We start from the raw sequence: 22,135 nt of genomic DNA on the forward strand, positions 1-22,135 counted from the left end.
CCGACCACCTTCTTGACAGAATCCCCGGAACCTCGCCGCTGTCATCACTCTGAACCAGCATTCCCGCCGTGCTAGGCGGTAAGGAGCACTTCTCATGAACAGTAGCGTGGGCACACCGACCCTCAACCGCATCGCCTTCGTCGGTAATTATCTGCCTCGTCTTTGCGGCATCGCCACGTTCACCACGCATATTTGCGAGGCCGTCGCGGGCACCTACCCCGACACAACATGCATTGCATTGCCGGTCAATGATACAGACGACGGCTACGCCTATCCGCCGCGTGTGCGATTTGAATTGAAAGAGAAAGACATCGATTCCTATCTGCGCGCCGCAGATTTTTTGAACATCAACAACGTCGATCTTGTCAGTCTGCAATTCGAATACGGGATATTCGGCGGGCGTACGGGCAGCCATGTGCTGTCGCTGTTGCGCGAATTACGCATGCCCATCGTGACAACCCTGCACACCATTCTGCGTGAACCGGACCATGATCAGCGGCGCGTGCTGTTGGAGGTCGCCGCCCTGTCGGATCGTCTGGTGGTCATGAGCGAGCGTGGCTCTGTGTTCCTGCAGGAGATTTACCAGGTCGCCTCGGAGAAAATCGACATTATCCCGCACGGCATCCCCGATGTGCCGTTCGTCGATCCGAGTTTCAACAAGGACCTCTTTGGAGTGGAGGGCAAAATCGTCCTGCTCAGTTTCGGCTTGCTGTCTGCGAACAAGGGCATCGAAACCGTCATCTCCGCACTGCCTGCTATCGTTGAACGTTATCCGAATGTCGTGTACCTCATTCTCGGTGCGACACATCCACACGTGGTTCTGAACGAAGGCGAGTCATACCGTTTGTCGCTGCAGTGGTTGGCGCAGGAGAAGGGTGTCGAGAGTAATGTGATTTTCTATAATCGTTTTGTCAGCCAGGAAGAGTTGATACAATTCATCGGGGCTGCTGATATTTACATCACACCGTACAATAACGAACAACAAATCGTTTCCGGAACACTCGCCTACACTGTGGGTGCAGGGAAAGCGGTGATATCCACGCCGTACTGGTACGCTGAGGAAATGCTCGCGGATGGACGGGGAGTGCTGACGCCGTTCCGCGACCCGGAAGCCATGGCCCGCGAGGTCATCGAGCTTCTGGATCACGAAGCGATACGGCATTCCATGCGCAAGCGTGCGTACATGTTTGGCCGCGCGATGATTTGGTCGGAAGTCGCCCATCGCTATATGGAAAGCTTTGACAGGGCGCGCTCGGAACGCCGACTCTTCGTTCCGCCCGGTTTCACGGCACGATCACTCGATCAGCACCCGGGTGAATTGCCTCCGCTCAAGCTGGACCATTTGCACCACATGACCGACGCAACCGGTATGCTGCAGCATGCGATATTCACGGTACCGAACTACAGCGAGGGATACACCACCGATGACAATGCGCGCGCCTTGATGGTCAGCGCTCTGCTCGAAGCGTTGGGGAACAGCGAGGCGCTGGAGATGGCATCACGCTATCTCGCATTTACCTGGTACGCCCTCAATACCGAGACAGGGCGCTTCCGCAATTTCATGGATTTCCAGCGCAACTGGCTCGAGGATGGGGGGTCCGACGACAGCCACGGCCGCGCCCTTTGGGCACTCGGCACTGTGCTGGGCAGGTCCAACACCGCGGCGCTGAAGAGCATGGCCGGGCATGTTTTCGAACGGGCGCTGCCGGCCATACTCGAAACCACGAGTCCGCGAGCATGGGCATTCGCTCTGCTGGGGATACATGAGTATGTTCAGCGTTTCGCTGGTGACCGCCGGGCCGGACAGGTGCGCGAGGAACTGGCCACACGTCTTATGACGCTGTACCAGCTCAACCGCGCCGATGACTGGATGTGGTTCGAGCCCGGCCTGACCTACTGCAACGCCGCGCTGCCGCACGCGCTCATTCTGTGCGGTCAATCGATTCCAAACGCCGAAATGACCAAGGCGGGACTCGAGTCGCTGACATGGCTGTCTGAAATACAGCACGCTGATACCGATACCCGGCATTTTGTGCCGATTGGCTCCAACGGTTTCCACACGCGCGGAGGCGAGCGTGCACGATTCGATCAGCAGCCGGTGGAGGCCCAGGCAATGGTGTCGGCCTGTCTGGAAGCATACCGGATCACCGGCAATACATACTGGCGCAAGGAAGCACGGCGGGCCTTCGAATGGTTCCTTGGCCGCAACGATCTGAATCTGCCAATATACGACCCGACCACCGGCGGCTGCCGCGATGGTCTGCATCCCGAGCGCGCCAATGAGAATCAGGGCGCCGAATCGACACTGGCATTTCTCCAGGCGTTGCTGGAGTTGCGCATAGCGGAAAATTCTCCGCAACCTCCTGAGGGCCAAACACTGTGAACACCAAGCATTCCTCTCTCTTCCATCGCAACGGAAACAATCCGATACTGACCGCCGCCGATTGGCCGTACCCCATCAACAGCGTATTCAATCCGGGCGCAACACTGCTGCAGGATGGCACAACATTGCTCTTGTGCCGCGTCGAGGACCGCCGCGGACTCTCGCACCTCTGCGCCGCTCGTTCCGCGAACGGTGTTGACGGCTGGATCATCGACGCGGAACCGACCATGCCCGCCGATCCCGAACGCTATCCCGAAGAACTGTGGGGCATAGAAGATCCGCGAATCACTTTCATTCCGGAACTGAGCAAATATGCTGTGGTCTACACGGCGTACGCCCGGGGCGGCCCGGGTGTTGCGCTGGCGTTTACCGAAGACTTCCACGTATTCGAGCGCTACGGCGTCATCATGTCGCCAGAGGATAAGGACGCGGCACTGCTGCCGCATCGCATCGGTGACAACTGGGCGCTTATCCACCGACCAGTGAGCTCACCGGGTGCGCATATCTGGATTTCCTACTCGGCCGATCTGCGGCATTGGGGAAGTCACAAGCTCATGCTTGAAGCGCGTCATGGAGGCTGGTGGGATGCGAACAAAATCGGCCTCTCTCCCCCGCCCATCGAGACTCCGCACGGCTGGCTGATGATGTACCATGGTGTGAAGCAAAACTCCGCCGGCTGCCAATACCGTCTCGGACTCGCATTGTTCGATCTTCAAACCCCCGAGCGTTGCCTCAAACGCGGCAGCGAGTGGGTCTTCCGTCCCGAAGAACCGTACGAGCAATTCGGCGACGTCGGCTATGTTGTCTTCCCCTGCGGCTACACCATCGCGCCCGACGGAGACACGGTCAACATGTACTATGGTGCGGCAGACAGCACCATCGCTCTGGCCACCGTCAGCATCCGCGAAATGCTCGATTGGCTGGATGCGCAGCCATGCGTGCCTGACAAACAACAGCATCTCGACTCGTCCTGGGATCGCAGTACCACAGGCATCGGTTAACAGGATCCGAATATTTACCGCGATACAGGAAGCACAACGACACACGGTCGGCGAAAGCCACTATACCATACGCTACTCCATTTTTCTACAAGGTACTACCATGAGCAAAGGCCAGAACACAAAAAAAAAGGGATCCAAAAAAGAACCCGCCAAGACCGCGAAAGAAAAGAAAGCCGCAAAACGCGACAAGAAAAACGAGAAGGACAATCCGCCTCTCGTCGTCAAGTAAGTGTATATTCTATCTTGACTTGTATCCGCGATGCCATTGACTTGCTTCCAGCGATAACGGACAAAGGCATGCTATACGCAGCAACCCGCGGATAGGACATCTCCATCGGTGGGGGTCACGGTGAACGTCGCCACGTTGGTCGGGCATGCATGCAATACACGACATTCCATTGGCAGGAACCTTGCTGTTCACTCCAACGGATGTCTGCATTGTATGTGTGTCCGGCCGTTATATGGTATCCTCATCATTGCAGCGCCGCGGGAACGATGAGGAGTCTCAGAGGGTCACTGTGTTCCCGGGCTGCGGAGCGACGGCCCGCCGGAGATCTCCATTGCCCGCATCGTCCGCGAATCCCATGCGGAGGCAGAATTTCCGCAGATAGTACGGAGCACGCAGCTGCAGAGCTCCCATGTCGGACGCCCGGCGACCGAGTTCGTCGATAATTGCCGCACCGAGTCCCTTGCCGCGCACTGCGGGATCGATGATGAGCAGCTCGACGGACAGCGATCCATCCGCCTCAAATGCATAGCCCGCTCCTCCTTCGATGCGGTGCCATTCGTCAACGAGCACGAGATATTGCATACCCTCGCCGATCACCACGGGAAACTGCTCGCGCAAAAACAGATCATAGAGCATGCCGATTTCCGCAGCGGTGACTGCGTCGCGGAGGATAAAGGTTTCGCCGGTGCGTCCGGGTATGCGACGCTGCAGCACCTGCACGCCCTCGACGGTCATGAGTGCATACCGGGAGGCGTCGGCGGAGGGTGAGACCATGCGCAGCAGCGCATGACGCTCGTCTTCGGCCTGCAAAGAATCCTGCAGCGCAGTCATTGCCGGCAAACGGGTCGGCGGTACGGCCGGGTAGCGATGCATATCATCGAGCAGTGAGTCGAAGGCGCGCAGCGTCTCGTCCCGCGCGTCGGCGAACGCCGTCCGCCTGTACAGCGTGTAGCGTCCGATCTCGCCGAGACGGCCAATGTCGAACAGGCGCGCGAGATCCCGCGTATAGCGTTCGCGCAGTGCGAACGGCGGTGTGGCATGCGACGAGTTCCACTCGCAGAAGCATGCCACGGCGGAGTCCAGGGAAAGCGGGGCTATCCATCCCGCGCGCATTGCATCGAGCCATCGGGACGCCGCGGAGCGCAAATCTTCATCAACTTCATTTCCTTCCGCCAGCATGGCCTCGATCATCGACATTCCTTCCGCGTCTCCCAGCGCCTCGCGCGCAGCTTCGCAAATCCAGACGGCATCGAGACTGCCACGCAACTCCGGTATATGCGCCGACGTCATTGCGTAAAAATGATGCCGCAGAGACTGCAAGAGCGACGCGGGACCGTCGCAGGGCTTCCATCCGTCGATGCTGTGAATCATCGCTCCGCCGCGTACGCATTCGTCCGGCACGGACACATTGGCGGGATGCGCCGCACCGGGAATAATCGAACCGCTGCTCTGTCGCCACGCCGTGATGAACGCCGCCATGCCGCGGACGAACAGCGATCGCAGTTTTCTCGTCGCTTCCGCAGGATGGTCGCGGCGCGAAGCGAGCCTGAGAATGTCGTCCCATACCGTCGTTCCGCGGACGTACTGCATCGACACCGCTCCCGCATCCGGCATGAAGCTTCCGAAACGCGGCAACACACGCGCGCCCGAAGCCGCTCCCGCAAGCGCAATAAACGCGTGCATGCTCCCGAGAACGTCCGGATCGGAGAATTCCGGATGCAGCAATATCTGCATCTGGTAATGCCGCCCGTCGCGCGTACTGATGCTTGCCAAGAAACGCGGAGCACCCCCGAAACCCGGAAGCATGGAAATCCACACTCCGTCCGCCGCCACGCGCTCACAGGAAAACGAAGGGATTTCATACAACATCAAGAGGCTGAGCGGCAGGAATGGCGTGGACGTGAACAGCGCTTCGAGACGCAGCCTGGAATCGTCGGGTATGCTCTGATCGTAGCGCAGCGCCGAGCGCAGACAGTCGCCGCTGCTCCCGCCCTGCAGCCAGGCGGCGTAGCGGGATACGTACTGCGCCTTGAGCCGCTGAAACAGAGTATCCGATCCGTATTGCCGTAACCCGCGTTCGAACTCATGCCGCATCCAGTGACAGAGTTCGGCACGGACTTCATAGACATACACCGGATCGGTTTCCGCAAGATGCGTGAGCAATTCGAGCACGGCTCTCACCACGACGGTCCCCTCCGGGCCGTCGAACACCTTCTCATCGCGATACCGCTGCAGCCTGGCTCGCAGCGCCGCGAGGCGTCCGTGACGGAGATCGCGTCCGGCGATGCCGCGAATGGATTCGCTGCTCAGAAACGGCAATCCCGATCGCACGAATTCGGCATACGCCGCGCTTTCCTCCGGCATGGGATCGTACAGCAGCAAAGCCGCGTAGGCGGAGCAGCGCACCCCGGCATCCGGATGCCACGCGAGCGACGCAAGTCTTGCCCGTATCACCCCGCCGAGATGCCTCCCGCCGTGGTCGAGCTCCACAGCAACGTCGTCGATCAGCGTCATGGCTGTGGCCGCATCGCCCAGCAGCACCGCCGAGAGCAGCGCATGTATGCGGTGCAGGCGGATGGATACACCTGACGGCGCCGCACCGCCGGATGCAGCGAGCGTCCGCGACGCACCGTTGGCGGAGGCGCGGACGGACATCCCTGCGGGAAGCGAAGCGTCCCATCCCTCGCGGCACGGAAACATCGCGACGAGGGCGGGGTTTGCAATCCATCCGAGCGGCTGCCGGCACAGCACACCGAGGTCCAGTACTCCTCCGGGGATGCAATATTCAAGATCGCCGACTATCCACGACTGTGCATCGCGTCCGCGGGCAACATTGAGCAACGTACCCTCCGCCCTGTTGCCGAGTCCGTCGCCGCCCGAAGTGATGTCGTGTTCCGTCACACCCAATTCCCGCAGCAGCCAGTGCGGGAGCCGCAGCGTCAGTCCATCGTGAACGAAGTCGAGGCTGCGCGACTTGTACAGCGAGGCAATGACGCCGGCGAAGGACCGAGCGACGGCGCCGCGGTTGAACGACCCCTTGGGAGTGAGTTCCCCCAGTTCCGCGTCGAAATCGCGGTCGAGCAATGCGTAGCGCACGATGCGCTCGAACGGAGCGAGCTGCGCGTTGACCGTGCGGATGATTTCGCGGATATACGCATCTCTTTCTTCCTCCGTATGCCCTGCGGAAAACAGGTGATGTGCGGTATCCGGAACGACAAGCAACACGTTGTACTCGCGGCCATCGCCGACGACGAACACCCGGCGGAAACCCGGAATGCCCCGAAGCCGCGTTTCAATGCCGAGCGGAGAAACCGTCTGCCCCCTGCTGTTCTTGTAAATGTCCTTCAGTCGGTCCACGATTTCGTAGTTTCCCGACGCATGCCGTACGAATACATCGCCGGTGGCAAACCACGGATGATCTCCGGGATGAGCCATCGGCAGATCGCCCCCCTCCCCAAGAATGCGCGCAACGTAGGGACCGCGGATAAGCAGCTCCCCTTCATCCGATATGCGGGCGTCCACGCAGGGCAGCGGCACACCGACCGTTCCCGCTTCATACGCGCCCGGGGGACTCATGAGTATGCCGCCCGTGGCCTCGGTCATGCCGAAGCCGCTGCACAGCTCCACGCCGAGGTCCTGGAAAAAGCGGAACACGTTCGCATCGAGGTGGCCGGCTGCCGACAAACCCCAGCGCAGAGATTGGCCGCATACCTCGCGAAAAGCATCCCGCGCTTCGCTGCCGCCGAGTCCGTTCATATTCGCGACCGCGGCATCGCGCAACTGCGACCAGCGCAGCGGAATTCCGATCAATCCCGTGGGCTGCACGGCGCGCAGACCCGAGAGCAGGGCCTCGCGGGAGCCGTCCTGCGCAAACACGTAGCGTCCGCGCCAGAACAGCATTCCCTGCAGTTCGAGGAAGCGGCCGAAGGTATGGAACAGCGGAAGATAGGCCAGCAGCGTTTCCCTTCGTCCGACCGAAGGCAGCGCAGCCGCGCGCGCGAAGCGCTTCGCGACCATGGCATGCTGCGAAAAACACACCGCCTTGGGCCTGCCCGTGGAACCCGACGTGAACATCACCGTCGCGGTGCTGAACGGATCGACGGGATGCTCCGGCAGCGGACGATGGCCGAACTCCGCGATGATATCGTCCAGCAGCAGAATGTCGCGATGTTTGTCCTCGATATCCTTTTGCGTGACGATGATGCTCGGAGGTCGCTTCATTGTGGCGGCGGCGGAGGCGAGCATGGTGAGGCGCTCCGGCGCATCGGTGACGGCGATGTTGATGCCGAGGCGTGCCATCATCCACGCCAGTTCCTGGACGTCGGTGTGCACACTCACCGGGGCCACGAGCATGCCGCGGCAGAGGCAGGCGAGATCGCACAGCGCCGTCTCGATACTGTTGGCGGCAAAAATGAGCACGCGCGGTGTGCTGTGCACAGCGTGAAGCGCCGAGGCGATGCGCCGTATCCGCTGGCGGGCTTCATCAAAGGTGAGCTTGCGGCCCTCAGCCAGCGACTCGAGATACACGGCGTCACCGCATTCTTCGGCCCTGTCCGCAAGCAAATCGCCCAGCGAATATCGCAGATGCGCAAGAAGAGCCACCGCATCGACCGCCCACTGATACCTGGTCGCAACATCGAGCGACTCGAGCACCTCCGGGCGCGCGCTCCAGCGGAGATAGTGCCTCCACACTGTGTCCGGGACAGCGGCTGCTCCCTGGGTTGCCAGAGTTTCATGCACCGCCGCTACCGCCCGGCGGTTGTGTTCGGGATCGTTGCTCTGCGATGCAAAAATCTCACTGTGTATCTTCACGGCCATGGTGGAGTGTGCTTTGGTATGGTCGATTGCTTAAAATCGTCTCACGAGGCAAAACCGCATCGCCCTGCGCTTCCTTCAGGTGCTGTAATCTACGAAATCCGGGAGCGGGTGCTAATGCTCCGGATACACCCTTCACGGGTGGGCACTGAAGCGAGGGATGTGCGCGAGGTCCGGTATGTAGGCAGCGTCCTCGCTTTTATTCATAGTATGCCCACCTCTTCGGGCTCGGGTACAAGCCATGAACGTACATCCTGCCCCGGAAGAGCGAGAGTTCAGCCACGTCCCTCACCACCAGACGCCTGCGCTAAAGGTACCGTCTTTTTACCCTGCGGTAATCTTGCATTTCATTTTTTTTTCTTTTCGATGCGGTACATTTATGCAATCAGGAGGAAGCTATGATCTCAACCTTGCCGGCGCACCCGTGCGAACCCGCGATGATCACGAGTTGGATTGATTATCAACGGATGTGTCCATCGGATCCCCGCGAATTGATCGCCCATGCTACAATTGACTCCGTGGTCGGGCAGTACGACAACAGCGCGGACTTCATCGAACCCGGTACGTGGAGCGCCTCACCGCTCGCGATATCGAGCAAACCGGTTGTGTCAGTTCTCGAGTCGGACAACTATCTACGGCCGAGCCGTCAACCAGAGCGAAGATCCGTATGACAACGAAACGTCAGCCATGGCAAGTTCTAAGGTCGTCTATCTATTACGCTAAACACCACGCCCGCACAACCCTGACTTATGCAAATATCCTGCCTAGAGGTTGAAGAATGATGCGATCTTATCTGATCGAACTGGATCTAATTCAGCATCTGCGCCTGATCAGATTGGCATTTTTGGGAGCTCTGCTCGTTTGTCCCGCATGCGGCGAAGGTCCTAACACCAGGCCGAATATTCCAACATTCTATCGTACACTCGATCATGTTCTCGCGGACTCTTCAACGCTCCGCCAACTCTACATGACTGAAATTGGAGACAGTCTGGATCCAAGAATCGGAGCTTTCAGTCAACTTGAGTATCTTGAAATAAGAAATAGTGATTTACAATACCTGCCCGATGAATTTGCGAAGCTCAAGAGGCTATGGACACTGAAGTTGATTCATAACAATTTCAAGAGCATTCCTCCACAGATTTTCGAACTATCCAGGTTGTCAGGATTGCTAATAGACGGAAACAAGATTGATTCCATTTCATTCGGACTTCAACGATTAACCAATCTCGATTTTCTCTCCCTGGATGATAACAGGTTACGGCATATCGCAATAGCAAACATCAATCCCCGTATGATGGTTTCAATGCATTTTTCAAGCAATCGACTTGATGACTTCCCCGCGGACAGTAGCGATTTTCCAAAGCTTCAATTTTTGGTGTTGGCTGGCAATCCTATTCCGGATTCAACTAGGAAAGCAATTCGACGCAGGCTCCCGAACGTTGAGGTATCATTTTAGCGGCTCAACCCTTTCATGATCTCGTACTGATTTGCTATGGCAAGCTGCCACCGGCTCAGGTTCTCTCGAGTAAGGCAGAGTCGCGCCCGACAGACAGCGACCGGTACCGGGAAGAGTTGAAGATGGCGAGAAATGTACAATGACGGTGTACATACGCCCTCCATGCAGCGGCGCTATACGGTTCAGTACTTTCTCAGGTGATAGAGGTAGAGAGGCATGAAGTTGACAAATAGAATTCTTCTGATCATCGTGCTCCTCTGCGGGATAGCGTGTGAAGAGGATGTCATAGACACCACGAATCCATACAGACCTTACTACAGTCTTGAAGAAGCGCTGAGGGATTCGTTGGCCGCAACCGACCTCATTCTCGAAAACATTGGGGATACCCTATCTCCTGAGGTTGGCAGGCTGAGAAACCTGCGTGGATTATTTATCAGACGCTCAAATATTCGATATTTACCCGAGGAGATAAAGTATCTACAATCTCTCACCATTCTCGTCCTCTCGAATAATCGGTTCGCGAGTGCTCCATATCAAATCAGGCAACTTGATAGGTTAGTGTCGTTGTGGATAGATCACAATGAGTTCACGAAATTTCCGTCCGAGGTTGCGCAGTCAAGCAGGCTCTCTGAAATCAATGTAAAATCTAATCATATTACAATTTTTCCGGAAAACCATCTGAACTTGCGGCAAGTGGAATTTCTGAATCTCGATTCCAACAGGATTTCGGTGATCAACGTGGACTCCCTCGAAGCACCTCATCTCAGGATACTATCACTGCGAGGGAACCCCATCCCTGCGAACATGAAGGAGCAACTCCGGCAGCGCTTGCCCGGAGTAGAACTACGGTTCTGAGCTGAGATTTTCTATCTCCCCACAACGTACGCACTATGAGTAATCCGGCGTCCGTTGTACTTCGCTTTCCTTTCCTTCATACTCAAATACGTAAGCCCGCTACCGCATCGACATACGGGAGGTACGCGCTCATCGCTTCACCTGACGTGTACTTGCATTCTCGACAACGAAGCATGATGTCCGGCATAGCCGCATTCTTAAACCCTGTCCGCAAGCAAATCGCCCAGCGAATATCGCAGATGCGCAAGAAGAGCCACCGCATCGGCCGCCCACTGATACCTGGTCGCTACATCGAGTGACCCGAGCACTTCCGGGTGCGTGCTCCAGCGGAGGTAGTGCCTCCACAGCTCGTCCGGTATCGCGATGGCTCCATCCGTTGCCAGAACTTCATGCGCCGCCGCTACCGCCCGGCGGTTGTGTTCGGGATCGTTGGCTACCTCCGTGAAAATTTCTGTATTTATCTTCAACGTCATATCTGCGCCTGTGAAGGATTGGTCGACGGGATGTTTCCGACGGTCGCGGTCGGGCTCATTGTCCATGCCAAACCGCGAGCACTTCAATCGATGCAATCCGGCGGCCATGTTTCTCCTCGGCCGGCTCTTGACATTCCGTCCGATTTTCGACATTTTCGGCAATTCATCGCAATTCATTTTCATTACATTATATCTGCGGAGGTACCGTCATGAAACGCATTCTGCTTGCAACGCTCGCGGGAGGAGTCATCATTTTCGTCTGGGGAGCCGTTTCGCACATGCTGCTCGGCGCGGGTATGCTCGGCGTGTCCGTCATGAGCAACGAAGATCCCGTGCTGGAAGCATTGAGCACGAATCTCCCCGAAGCGGGATTGTACATGTTTCCGGGCTGGGATCTGGAGGCTTCCGCTTTCGACGAACCGGACGAGGCCTGGATGAACAAGTATCGCGACGGTCCCGCCGGCATGCTCATCTACCGGCCCAAAGGTGGTGAAGTCATGCCTCCGTCCACGATGGTATCGGAATTCGTCAGCAATCTGCTCGCTGCGCTTCTCTTCACGTTGCTGGCTTCCGCGCTCGCGGGTTCGTATGGAAAACGCGTCGCCTTGCTGTCGCTGCTCGGGCTGTTCTCCTGGCTGTCGATCAGCGTGAGTTACTGGATCTGGTATCACTTCCCGCTGGCTTACATCGCCGGCGAGGGCATCGATGTCGTGTTCGCCTGCGTGCTCGCCGCGATCGCCATAGCGAAAATCGTGCCGGCGCCCGCTGCTAAAAACTAGCCTCGTCTACATCGGAGGTCAGACTCAGCGTTCTTGCATGGCAGAGAACTTCCACCCCTGCATCGCTGAAGTGTGCCCACCAGTCCGCCTCAGGCGGATACACCGGTCCATTTCGTAAGTGACATCATCGCACCAGTGCGTGCCAGCAAACCTTGTCATGCTGAGGGCTGCGACGGCACGGATATTGCTTAAAAATCCGATATCAGCAGAGCAGCGTCTCGAAGCATGATTCTTTCCGTAACGTAATCAGAGCCCCACTTCCATGAGATGTCATTAACAGGATTTTTTATCGGCGCGTACACTCAGGGTGACGATCCGTGCTGAACTCAGGATGAACACGGATACTTGCGCTCCCCAGTCTGGAGCGACGGTTACATCACCATGACATCTGCAATCGAATTTCTTCCTACATTAGCAGTACTTCAATATTGTGGAGAGCACTGTAATGAAGAAATGCGCATCTTTTCTGCTTTTTCTCATGACCACCACGTACTGCGCCAAAGCCCAGACAGCCTGGCCTCCGGCACCGTTTCTCCTCTCCACGCCTGCCGTACAAAATCCCACCCTCTTCCGCATGGATCACGTTGCCGGCTGCCCCGGCAACGGCCTGGAGCAGGACAAACTGCATCTGCAATGGCAGCGCTCGGTCTGGCTCCCGCCCTTCGAAGACAGAAACGACAGCACGGATACGGTGCGCTATGAAATCAATTTCATCGTCGAAAGTCACAGCGGCCCGGGTACGATCACCGTTCCCTTCCCCTCGGCCAACGGGGCTGTGGATTGGGACGACGTTCTGAGCGGCGATGAGCTGTACGAGCGATTGTTTCGTCCCCCTGTCCCGCATCCGGTGGAGCCGGATACCATAGTGATTCGCGTGCCGTGGTTTGTCCGGGCATGGAACAGCGTGGGTTCTACATACTCCGACACTGCCGGCATCACAATACGAAACAACCCCTTGCCAACACCCGCGCTGGTGATGTCGTACAACCGGCCGCCTTCCCCCTACCCACCAACAATGGTACAACCCCGGAACGGCGAAGTAGTCACCGGCATCAGTGCCGCCTCACCGCCTCTGCCCTTCCTCTGGTCTCCGTCTTATGATCGCAACATTGCGAAAGGTGAGACGAACGCTGTATTCAGGCCTTATAATCCCGTCACCCGGCAATGGGAGATCGATTATGATCAAACGGTCGATACGCTCAGCTATCAGTGGGTCGGCACCGTCGTCCACACCGCACCGCCGGGAAAAGGAGCACCGATCGGGACGGTGCTGGCACGACATACCCGAACGAGCACAGGTTTTCAGATGATGACGGCGGATTTTGATTTGCTCTTCGGGGGACTCACACCACCACCTACGGCGATGACCGCCGATACGGTGGTTCTTGATTATAACATCTTCGTCAAGGACTTCAATTACACTGATTTCACTTCACTTCTGGCACCGCGGGCTGAAGTCACGTTCCGCTACAGAGAAGACGGAACTCTGTACCCCGACACCTCGAAGTGGGTCCGCTCCGGCTGCAGGCCGCATGAACAGGTCAGCTCGGTGTACAGAATCACCCTGGTCAGGGACGGCATTGTCGGTGTGGAAGCAAACACCCCGTTGCCATCAGCGCCAACGTTGCGTGCGCTGTATCCGAATCCCGCGATCACCGGCTTCACCGTGGAGTATGCCTTGCCGGGAAGCTCAGCCGCAGCGCTTGAAGTGCTGGATATACTCGGACGCAGTGTCAAAACGCTGTCGCAAGCCGCACCCGGCGCGGGGACGCATCGGGCCGTGTGGGATGGCAACGACATGAGCGGACGACGCGCCGGGCCGGGCACCTACATACTGCGCCTCACATATGGCACCGAAGTGCTGACGCGCGCCGTTATCGTGCTGCGCTAGCAAGGATGACGCGGATCTGCACGGATGAAAACGCGGAAAGGGGACGCGGATTAAGGCGGATGGAGAGGACGCGGATGTACGCGGAAGAATCACTCGCAGGAGTATCGCAATTGCGTCGCTACCCCTTCATCCCGATATACATCCCGCCGAAATACGGGATCAACCAGACGAGCCACACGAACAGGCTGTAACGATGGAAGTTGCCGCGTGTCGTCTCGCTGCCGCGCAGGACTACAGCAGTGGCCCAGGATGCATGCAGCAGCATGAGCCAGAGGGCGATCTGTCCCGTCAGCGTGTGGGGCTCGAGGATATCGAACGGCCCTTGTGCGAGGGCGTGCATCGCAAGCGTTCCCGACACGTCGAACACAAAGCCCAGCCAGAATGCGGCGACATGCCAGGGCTTGAGATAGCGTGCGATGCGCTCTGCCCAGACGCCGAGCGAATAGAACAGCAGTGCGAGAGTAATGAGTGTGGCAGAGAGAGCGACGGTGACGTGCATGGCAACCTGCTGTGCTTCATTGGAAACGGTACGAGCACGCGGCCATCCGCGGCGGACTCGTGGAAACAACGAGCTTCGGCGCACCTGACTGATCAGACCGAAAAAGCACGCAATGTCCGAATAGCAATATACCACTCCGTCGGCGCCCGACCCATTCCCGCATCCCCGAATACGGATGAAGACGGAGCAACGAAAATACTCCATCGGTACACGAACATCATTGATATTCTCCGTCAGGGCGCGACAGATCCCTCAAAATTGCGTATCATTGTTGACCCGGTCCCACTACCGGACCACCTCATCAGAAACCAACGGCGTTGAGCCAGGAGTTCGTATGTATCGGTTTTATCGTTTGGACAAAGACGAACATGACAATGATGTCCTCACCCCCGTGGACACCTGCGCCATTCAGGGCGACCGTATTCCGGATATTCCGGTGAAATTCCAGAATGTCCTCTTTCATCTGGGTATTGGCCCGGACGATCGCATGTACGTTCGTCGCGAATATCTCTCCGGAGTACCGGATTCCATTATCACCGCGGTGGAGGAGTTTGTCAACAACGCTCCCGAGAAGCTCGCGTTACCGACCTACTTCTACTCACACATCCTTCTCAATGACGTCGAGCGCATACCGCATCTGCATCTCGTGTACTACGCAAAGAATGAAGAAACCGTCCGGGCTTTCCTGAACGGCTGATTCGACGCGGCTACCCCATGAAAGCAATTTCGTGCGCGCACGGGATTGCTTTTTCTTTTCAGGGACCGTCTGCTCCCCACTCCGCCCCTTCCGCAGTGCGGGCACGCCAACGCGCAGTACGGTCCATCTCGTCTGCTTCACTGATCCGACTTCTGGTATGCAGCCACGGTCGCCGGTACGGGGTCCGTGCTGGAGATGAATGTCCATCAGCATCTCCCTTGATACCCTCCTGACAGTATCCTTTTTCGGAATCCTTTTCAGAAATCCCGGTGATCTTGCGTGTACCATCATTTTTCGACACATTTGTCGTAGAATATCTTTTACCATCGCGGCCTGTACTATCGGACAGGCGCCGCAACGGTGCGCCAATGTGATGTCGTATACGGAAGCACTCATCCAGAAGGTATGAACATGAGCACAAACCGGTTATTTTTCGGCCTAACCGTTACTTTTCTTTTTATCGCTTCTTCCAGTGCCAACGCCCAGCACGGCTGGACCTGGCAAAATCCACGCCCTCAGGGGAATGCCCTGTACGACGTCACGCATCTCACGGGCAGCGAATGGCTGGCGTGCGGCGAGCATGGAAGCCTCATCCGCAGCAGCGACAACGGCGCAACATGGACGCCTCAATCCTTCGGCAGGCGAACCCGCATCCTCCGCATGCACTTTCCATACCCCGACCAGGGCTACCTGACCGTCGAAGGCAGTGTGTTCCACAGCAGCGATGGCGGCCGGACGTGGCTTGAGCAGATCAACACCGAATACACACTATGGGACATAGATTTCGCCGACGCGCAGCACGGAATAGCCGTCGGCAGCTTCGGCATCATACTGCACACGAGCGATGCCGGAGTGACGTGGAATTATCTTGACGCGGAAATACAAGACGATCTGCACGCCGTCGTGTACACCGACGCGGCCAACGCTGTGATCACCGGCGCCAATGGAATCCTCCTGCGGACGAGTACGGGCGGTCTCTCCTGGCAAAAAAGCACCATCGGCACCAATCGCAGAATCATGGATATCACCGCCATCCCCGGCGGTGGCGGCTCGCTGATCGCGGTGGGCGACAACGGGACGCTGCTGCGGTCCACCGACGGCGGAGAGAGCTGGACGAACGCCATACACAGCTCCACCAGCAACCTGACACGCGTACATTTCACCGATGGAAACAACGGCATCATAACCGGCGGTGGCGGAACACTTCTCCGTTCCGCGGACGGCGGAAAAAACTGGAGCAACGTCCTCCCGGGCGGAGGCGCCGATCTCCGCGGCATCGCCACGCATGGTATGACAGCGCTCATCGTCGCGGCGAACGGCACCGTGCTTCGCAGCAGCAATGGCGGCATGAACTGGGGCGGCGAGGGTCCGGTCACCATAAACCATCTGAAATGTCTGTCCTTTTCCGACGCTTCGACGGGCATCACGGCGGGGTTGGGCGTATCGCCTCTCTGGACGACAAACGGAGGGCAGGTCTGGAACAGGCAAGCCATTTCGAGCGGAAGCGATATTCTCGACATCTGCCTGATCGGCGGCACTGTCCATGCAGTCAGCAAAGGCGGCTACATCCTCCGTTCGCGGCTTGACGGAAGCGCGAACACCCGGCACACCGTCAACACTGCGATACAATTGCGGGGTGTGTCCTTTATCGACGCGAACAACGGTATCGTCGTCGGCACGAACGGCACCATCCTCCACACCGACGACGGCGGGGATACCTGGGTCAAGCGCACAAACGAACAGTATCTGCATCTCAATGATGTGCTGCTCATCGACACAGAGACCGCTTTGGCTGTCGGGGAGCGCGGCACCTGCATTCGCACATCCGACGGCGGCATCACCTGGTCGTACATGCTTGTCGGTGTGCAGGAAGAGTTGAAGTCCATCAGCTCCCTGACCGATGGCTATATCTCGATCGCCGGGACCCAGGGTCTCATCCTGCGCAGTGGTACACTGGGGATGAACTGGGATATTCAAAGGATTGAGACGCGACCCATGCTTAATGGCATCAGCTTCGGAAACGCCTCTGTCTGTGTAGCGGTCGGTGAGTTGGGCGCCCTGTTCGTCACCACCGACGGCGGGAGCACCTGGACGTCGCAGCCCGAAGTGACGCGTTACGGTCTGAACGCGGTTCAGATGCACGATGCGCGCAGCGGCACCATCGTCGGTAACAGCGGCATCATACTTCGCACCACCTCCGGTGGAGTCTCCTGGCTCGCGGACACGCGGAGAGCGCCCGCACAGGCCATGCTCGGCCGGCATTACCCGAATCCCGTGAGCGACCACGCCGTCATTCCGTTCACCCTGCACGAGGCGGGTCATACGACAGTCAGCGTACACGACATGCTGGGGCGGCGCGTCGCGCTCCTTCTCGATACATTTCTCGATTCGGGAGCACACAGCGCCCATTTCGATGCCGCGGCGCTGCCGGCCGGTATGTACATCTGTGTGTTACGCACGGCGCACGGAGCGGTGTCTTCCATGCTTCCGGTATTTGGCCCCGGCGCTGTCCGGTGAAGCCAATCGTCGCCTCACGACAGGTTCTTGTCCGCAACGAGGCGGCGAATAAGGAGCGGAATTTCTTCATTGACTTCTACGGGACATTCCCGTATTTTCCTGACTGAAGTTGCCTTTTTGCATCGCGCATGATCGCCTCCCGGACAGTCAGCGTATCGACTTGTCAGGCATGCGCGCCACAACCCGAGTGAGCGGAGTTTTCGTGCAATATCGCGTGGCGTGTGTTCTCCTGCTTTCTGTGTTTGTCATCGTCCTGCATGGCCGCTGCCATGCGCAAATCGGCTGGTACTGGCAGAATCCCTTCCCGCAGGGCAATCACCTTCAATCCGTTGCCTTTACCGATGCGCGTACCGGAACCGCCGTGGGCTGGTGGGGTACCATACTGCGCACCACCGACGGAGGACAGACCTGGGTCCCGCAGGCAGGCGATATCTATTCGCTCTATGGCGTGTGCTTTACCGACGCCACTACGGGTAGCGCCGTCGGTCAGCGCGGGACGATACTGCGCACCACGGACGGCGGCAATCAGTGGACGCTGCAACAAAGCGGCACCAGGGAATTACTGACGCGGGTGACCTTCCTCGATGCCAACATCGGAATTGCCGTGGGACGCGCGGGCGTCATTCTGCGCACAAGCAATGGCGGGAGTACCTGGACGCCACAGATCAGCGGCTACATTGTCGACCTCTGGGGTGTGGCGCTTGCTGACGCTGATAATGCGCTCGCGGTGGGGCTGGAGGGGATGATACTCCGGACCAGCGACGGCGGCGAGAGCTGGTGGCGCATCATGAGCGGTGTGTCTACCTCCCTCTATGGCATTGATCAAATAGATGCGAACACCTTCGTGGTCGTGGGAAACGACGGCGTCATACTCCGCAGCAGCGACGCGGGTCAGAACTGGATACGGCAGGGCGTCGGTGTCACGAACGAGCACCTCATCGCTGTCTCCTTCGCCGATGCGAACCACGGACTTGTCGTCGGACAGAACGGCACCATACTGCGCACCACCGATGCCGGTGCGCATTGGGTACAGCAAACGGTATGGCACCGGAAGCCGTTGTACGGCGTCACGCTCATCGATGCGCTCACCGGTGTGGCCGTCGGAGAGTCCGGCATCATCATGTACACCACCGACGGCGGAGTGTCGTGGACGGATCGCGCACCGGGCGAACGAGCGTCTTTCCACGGCATCGCCTTCTCGGATGCGGAACACGGCATAGCCGTCGGCGAGGCCGGAACGATTCTGCGCACCGCCGATGAAGGCGACACCTGGCGGCGCACCGTCGGTGTTTCGGAACAAACACTCTACGATATAACCTTCGTCGATGGCACTCAGGGAAGCACAGCGGTGGCGGTGGGCGCCGGCGGAAGTATATTGCGCAGCACCGACGGCGGCGAGCGTTGGGCGGCCATTGAAAGCGGCACTGCGAATGATCTCACCTCGGTCGCTTTCGTTCCGAACGGAGCGGGTATCGCTGTCGGGATGCGCGGCAGCATTCTGGCAACGAGCGATCAGGGCGAGACCTGGTTCGCGCGAAACAGCGGTACGACAACGGATCTCTACGGCGTGGATTTCGCGGATGAGGACCACTGCGTTGCGGTGGGCGTCAACGGAAGCATATTGCGCAGCACGGATGGCGGGCAAGCCTGGTCGCTGCAGAATTCCGGCACCATTGCCACACTATACGGCGTGGATTTCGTCGATGCGCAGCACGGCACCGCCGTCGCCTGGGATGGCGGGATACACCGAAGCAACGACGGCGGAGTCACCTGGCGCAGGCAATTCAGCGGACTGACATCCATTCTCGAAGATGTGGCTTTTATCGATGCGAACAACGGCTACGTGGTCGGCAGCGGAGGGACCATACTCCGCACGACGGACGGCGGCGCCTCGTGGTCGAAGCAGGACGTCGGGACCGCCAACTGGCTCAACGCAATCAGCGTCACAAGTTCACAGAAGGCCACCGTTGCCGGCTGGGGCGGGACCATACTCCACACCCGTAACGGAGGACTGACCAGCATCGCCGCGTCGGCAATCGCCACGAACGCCGCGCTCCTCGGCAATAATTACCCCAATCCCGTCAGCGCCTCCACCACCATCCCATTCTCTCTCACGTCACCGGAGCACGTGCGGCTCAGCATCTATGACATGCTCGGACGCGAAGTAGCGGTGTTGGTGAACGGACGGCTGGATGCGGGATTGCACAGTGCGTGTTTTAATGCTGCGGGTCTGCGGGCGGGGATGTATTTCTCTGTTCTGAGAAGCGGATCGGTGGTAGAGACCAGGAAGCTGCTGTTGACGAATACGAGCGCGGACTACTGAAGTTTTATTTTCCTGACGGGGAATGAATCACCCCGCTGAATTGTCTATCCTTGGTAACTGTGAACCTTGGTATTTGATGAGAGTTTGAACCATGATTAAACGAGCCGGACTGTCTTGCCTTTATGTCGCTATCCTTCTCCTCAACAGCAGCCTCCTCGAAGCGCAGTCCGGCTGGTTCTGGCAGAATCCGTTGCCGCAGGGGAATACTCTTTACGGAGTACATTTTGCTGATGAGCACATTGGATACGCTGTGGGGAACTACGGGAGTTTCTTACGTTCAACTGATGGTGGGGAGACATGGACACAGTTGAATACACCCACCAAACGGGATTTGCGCGATGTATTCTTTACCGATTCCATGAAGGGGACGATAGTCGGCGAGTTTGGAAGGATATTCAAAACAACTGATGGCGGTAACAATTGGGAAGATCGATCAATATCTACAACAAACGTTTTGTTGAACGTTGATTTTACAGATGAAAAGCACGGATGGATACTTGTAAGTAACAGCACCTTGCTCCGCACAGAGGATGGTGGGAATAACTGGGCTGGTTCCAGCTTGAGCAATTTTGGAAGCGTACTTGGAATGCACTTCACAGATCATGAGGTTGGGACTCTCGTTGGAGCAGGTGGATTGATAATCCATACGACCGACGGAGGAACCACCTGGCAAAATCAGGAAAGCGGGACGAAGCAGAGGCTCTATGATGTTTGCTTCCGAAATAGTGATTATGGGATCGCTGTAGGAGACGGTGGGACTATACTACGAACGACAAACGGCGGCGCAGTATGGACTAAACAAAGCACCACAACATATAATCGTCTTGAGTCTTTACAGTACTCTGATAGCCTCAATATCACAACTGTTGGTGACCACGGGTGCGTACTTCATTCCACAAATGGAGGAATCGAGTGGATGGAGGTATCAAGTGGCTTAGTCCAATGGCTATACGATCTTTGTTATGCTGACAATCAAATCGGCATTGCAGTCGGCGCGAATGGCTGTATAGTAAAAACTACGAACGGAGGGACAGATTGGGAAAAGCGATGGTCAGGACAATACGGGTTGATGACTGAAGTGGTCTTTACCGATCACAACCATGGGTACGTGACCTGCGGTGGGGGATGGACAATTCGAACCGAAGATGGCGGAGCAACGTGGATCGGGTATTTTCTTGGATCAATCTGGGATCAACAGCATGGGCTCTCTTTCTATGATCACAATCACGGCATTTCTGTAGGTCCTACAGGAAGAATTTTTACGACTACAAATGGAGGGGACTCTTGGAACAGACAATTAAGCTGGGTAACGGAACATCTCAACGGGATTTCTTACTCTGACTCAATGCACGCAACAGCAGTTGGTGAGCTGGGGAGAATTATTACAACATCAGATCGAGGGATCACGTGGTTACCGCAAAACAGCGGGTGTTCAGATTACCTTTCGGAGGTGTCGTTCTGTGATAGCGATCACGGCCATATCGTAGGATTTGAAGGTACCATCCTCTACACGTCAAACCGAGGATTGGATTGGATACGTCAAAATAGTGGCGTAACGAACGACCTCTGGGATATTACATGCAGAGACTCACTCTGTTGTACAGCTGTTGGGGCAAAAGGAATCATACTTAAGACCACCAACAGTGGGATGAGTTGGGAGGAGCAAGATAATCCAACCCGGTTCAATCTTTATGGCGTTGATTACGCAGATTCGTTATTTGGAGTCGCTGTAGGGGAATTTGGTGTCATCTTATGGACATTGGATGGAGGGAAGTGTTGGTTTATACAAGAAAGTCCCACTGATAAAATCCTTGTGGATGTAGATATGATTGACAGACAAACTGGAACCATAATCGGAGAGGGCGGCACCATCCTCCGCACCACCACCGGCGGCGTGACCTGGGTCGAAGATGAAAAGCCCTCCCCCTCCCTCCTCCACCTCGGCCAGAACTATCCCAATCCGGTCACCGCATCAACCACCATACCCTTCTCGCTCACCAATTCGGAGCATGTAAAACTGCGCGTTTACGACATGCTGGGACGTGAGGTGGCTGTGTTGATCGATGAGCGGCGCGAAGCTGGTGCGCACACTGTGCGTTTCGATGGCGCGGGATTGCGGGCGGGTGTGTATTTTTCTGTTCTGAAAATTGGATCGGTGATCGAGACACGGAAACTGATTCTGATGACCGCAAGCACGGCCTATTGAATACATTTTCG

Annotated in this window: 15 protein-coding genes; 12 read left to right on the forward strand and 3 right to left on the reverse strand. The window is 57.4% G+C overall.

Going from position 1 to position 22,135, the window contains the following annotated elements; genetic code table 11:
• Positions 1-94: 94 nt before the first annotated feature.
• The 3 genes from M5R41_06670 to M5R41_06680 all read left to right on the forward strand — a co-directional run bounded on the left by M5R41_06670 (position 95) and on the right by M5R41_06680 (position 3,613).
• A complete protein-coding gene (locus tag M5R41_06670; protein ID MCZ7556067.1) occupies positions 95-2,383 on the forward strand; it encodes a glycosyltransferase family 4 protein in 2,289 nt (762 codons plus the stop codon).
• On the forward strand, positions 2,380-3,384 hold the full coding sequence (locus M5R41_06675; GenBank protein MCZ7556068.1) for a glycosidase: 1,005 nt from the start codon (positions 2,380-2,382) through the stop codon (positions 3,382-3,384). Before M5R41_06670 ends, M5R41_06675 begins: the two co-directional genes overlap by 4 nt.
• 100 nt (positions 3,385-3,484) lie before the next feature.
• Positions 3,485-3,613 carry a hypothetical protein gene (locus M5R41_06680; protein MCZ7556069.1) on the forward strand — a complete coding sequence of 43 codons (129 nt, stop codon included), beginning with the start codon at positions 3,485-3,487 and terminating at the stop codon, positions 3,611-3,613.
• Between the two features lie 276 nt (positions 3,614-3,889).
• On the opposite strand, the gene M5R41_06685 is transcribed toward M5R41_06680, so the two are convergent.
• Positions 3,890-8,431 (reverse strand): AMP-binding protein, encoded by a 4,542-nt coding sequence (locus tag M5R41_06685; protein ID MCZ7556070.1) that lies wholly within the window; start codon positions 8,429-8,431, stop codon positions 3,890-3,892.
• Between the two features lie 395 nt (positions 8,432-8,826).
• On the opposite strand from M5R41_06685, the gene M5R41_06690 reads away from it, so the two are divergent.
• From M5R41_06690 to M5R41_06700, 3 genes are all read left to right on the forward strand, one after another.
• On the forward strand, positions 8,827-9,099 hold the full coding sequence (locus tag M5R41_06690; GenBank protein MCZ7556071.1) for a hypothetical protein: 273 nt from the start codon (positions 8,827-8,829) through the stop codon (positions 9,097-9,099).
• A gap of 107 nt (positions 9,100-9,206) precedes the next feature.
• The gene (locus tag M5R41_06695) at positions 9,207-9,884 is read left to right on the forward strand and encodes a hypothetical protein (protein ID MCZ7556072.1); all 678 of its coding nucleotides are present in this window, start codon (positions 9,207-9,209) and stop codon (positions 9,882-9,884) included.
• Between the two features lie 216 nt (positions 9,885-10,100).
• Complete coding sequence (locus tag M5R41_06700; protein ID MCZ7556073.1) at positions 10,101-10,739, forward strand: leucine-rich repeat domain-containing protein; 639 nt, start codon at positions 10,101-10,103, stop codon at positions 10,737-10,739.
• A gap of 197 nt (positions 10,740-10,936) precedes the next feature.
• On the opposite strand, the gene M5R41_06705 is transcribed toward M5R41_06700, so the two are convergent.
• On the reverse strand, positions 10,937-11,212 hold the full coding sequence (locus M5R41_06705; protein ID MCZ7556074.1) for a hypothetical protein: 276 nt from the start codon (positions 11,210-11,212) through the stop codon (positions 10,937-10,939).
• A gap of 209 nt (positions 11,213-11,421) precedes the next feature.
• On the opposite strand from M5R41_06705, the gene M5R41_06710 reads away from it, so the two are divergent.
• Together M5R41_06710 and M5R41_06715 are read left to right on the forward strand one after the other, a co-directional pair.
• Positions 11,422-11,991, forward strand: coding sequence for a hypothetical protein (locus M5R41_06710; GenBank protein MCZ7556075.1), 570 nt, complete (start codon positions 11,422-11,424; stop codon positions 11,989-11,991).
• A gap of 445 nt (positions 11,992-12,436) precedes the next feature.
• A complete protein-coding gene (locus tag M5R41_06715; GenBank protein MCZ7556076.1) occupies positions 12,437-13,882 on the forward strand; it encodes a T9SS type A sorting domain-containing protein in 1,446 nt (481 codons plus the stop codon).
• A gap of 118 nt (positions 13,883-14,000) precedes the next feature.
• Here M5R41_06715 and M5R41_06720 read toward each other — a convergent pair whose 3' ends face one another.
• Positions 14,001-14,381 (reverse strand): HsmA family protein, encoded by a 381-nt coding sequence (locus M5R41_06720; GenBank protein MCZ7556077.1) that lies wholly within the window; start codon positions 14,379-14,381, stop codon positions 14,001-14,003.
• 334 nt (positions 14,382-14,715) lie between these two features.
• Between M5R41_06720 and M5R41_06725 the strand changes: the two genes are divergently transcribed.
• The 4 genes from M5R41_06725 (at position 14,716) to M5R41_06740 (ending at position 22,124) form a co-directional block, all read left to right on the forward strand.
• Positions 14,716-15,078 carry a hypothetical protein gene (locus M5R41_06725; protein ID MCZ7556078.1) on the forward strand — a complete coding sequence of 121 codons (363 nt, stop codon included), beginning with the start codon at positions 14,716-14,718 and terminating at the stop codon, positions 15,076-15,078.
• Between the two features lie 411 nt (positions 15,079-15,489).
• Positions 15,490-17,595, forward strand: a complete 2,106-nt coding sequence (locus M5R41_06730; GenBank protein MCZ7556079.1) for a YCF48-related protein — start codon at positions 15,490-15,492, stop codon at positions 17,593-17,595.
• A 202-nt stretch (positions 17,596-17,797) separates the two neighbouring features.
• Positions 17,798-19,918, forward strand: coding sequence for a YCF48-related protein (locus M5R41_06735; GenBank protein MCZ7556080.1), 2,121 nt, complete (start codon positions 17,798-17,800; stop codon positions 19,916-19,918).
• Positions 19,919-20,009: 91 nt separating this feature from the next.
• The gene (locus M5R41_06740) at positions 20,010-22,124 is read left to right on the forward strand and encodes a YCF48-related protein (protein ID MCZ7556081.1); all 2,115 of its coding nucleotides are present in this window, start codon (positions 20,010-20,012) and stop codon (positions 22,122-22,124) included.
• Positions 22,125-22,135: the final 11 nt, after the last annotated feature.

The sequence above is a fragment of the Bacteroidia bacterium genome, from assembly GCA_027493955.1.
In the GTDB taxonomy this organism is placed as follows: domain Bacteria; phylum Bacteroidota; class Ignavibacteria; order SZUA-365; family SZUA-365; genus JAOSJT01.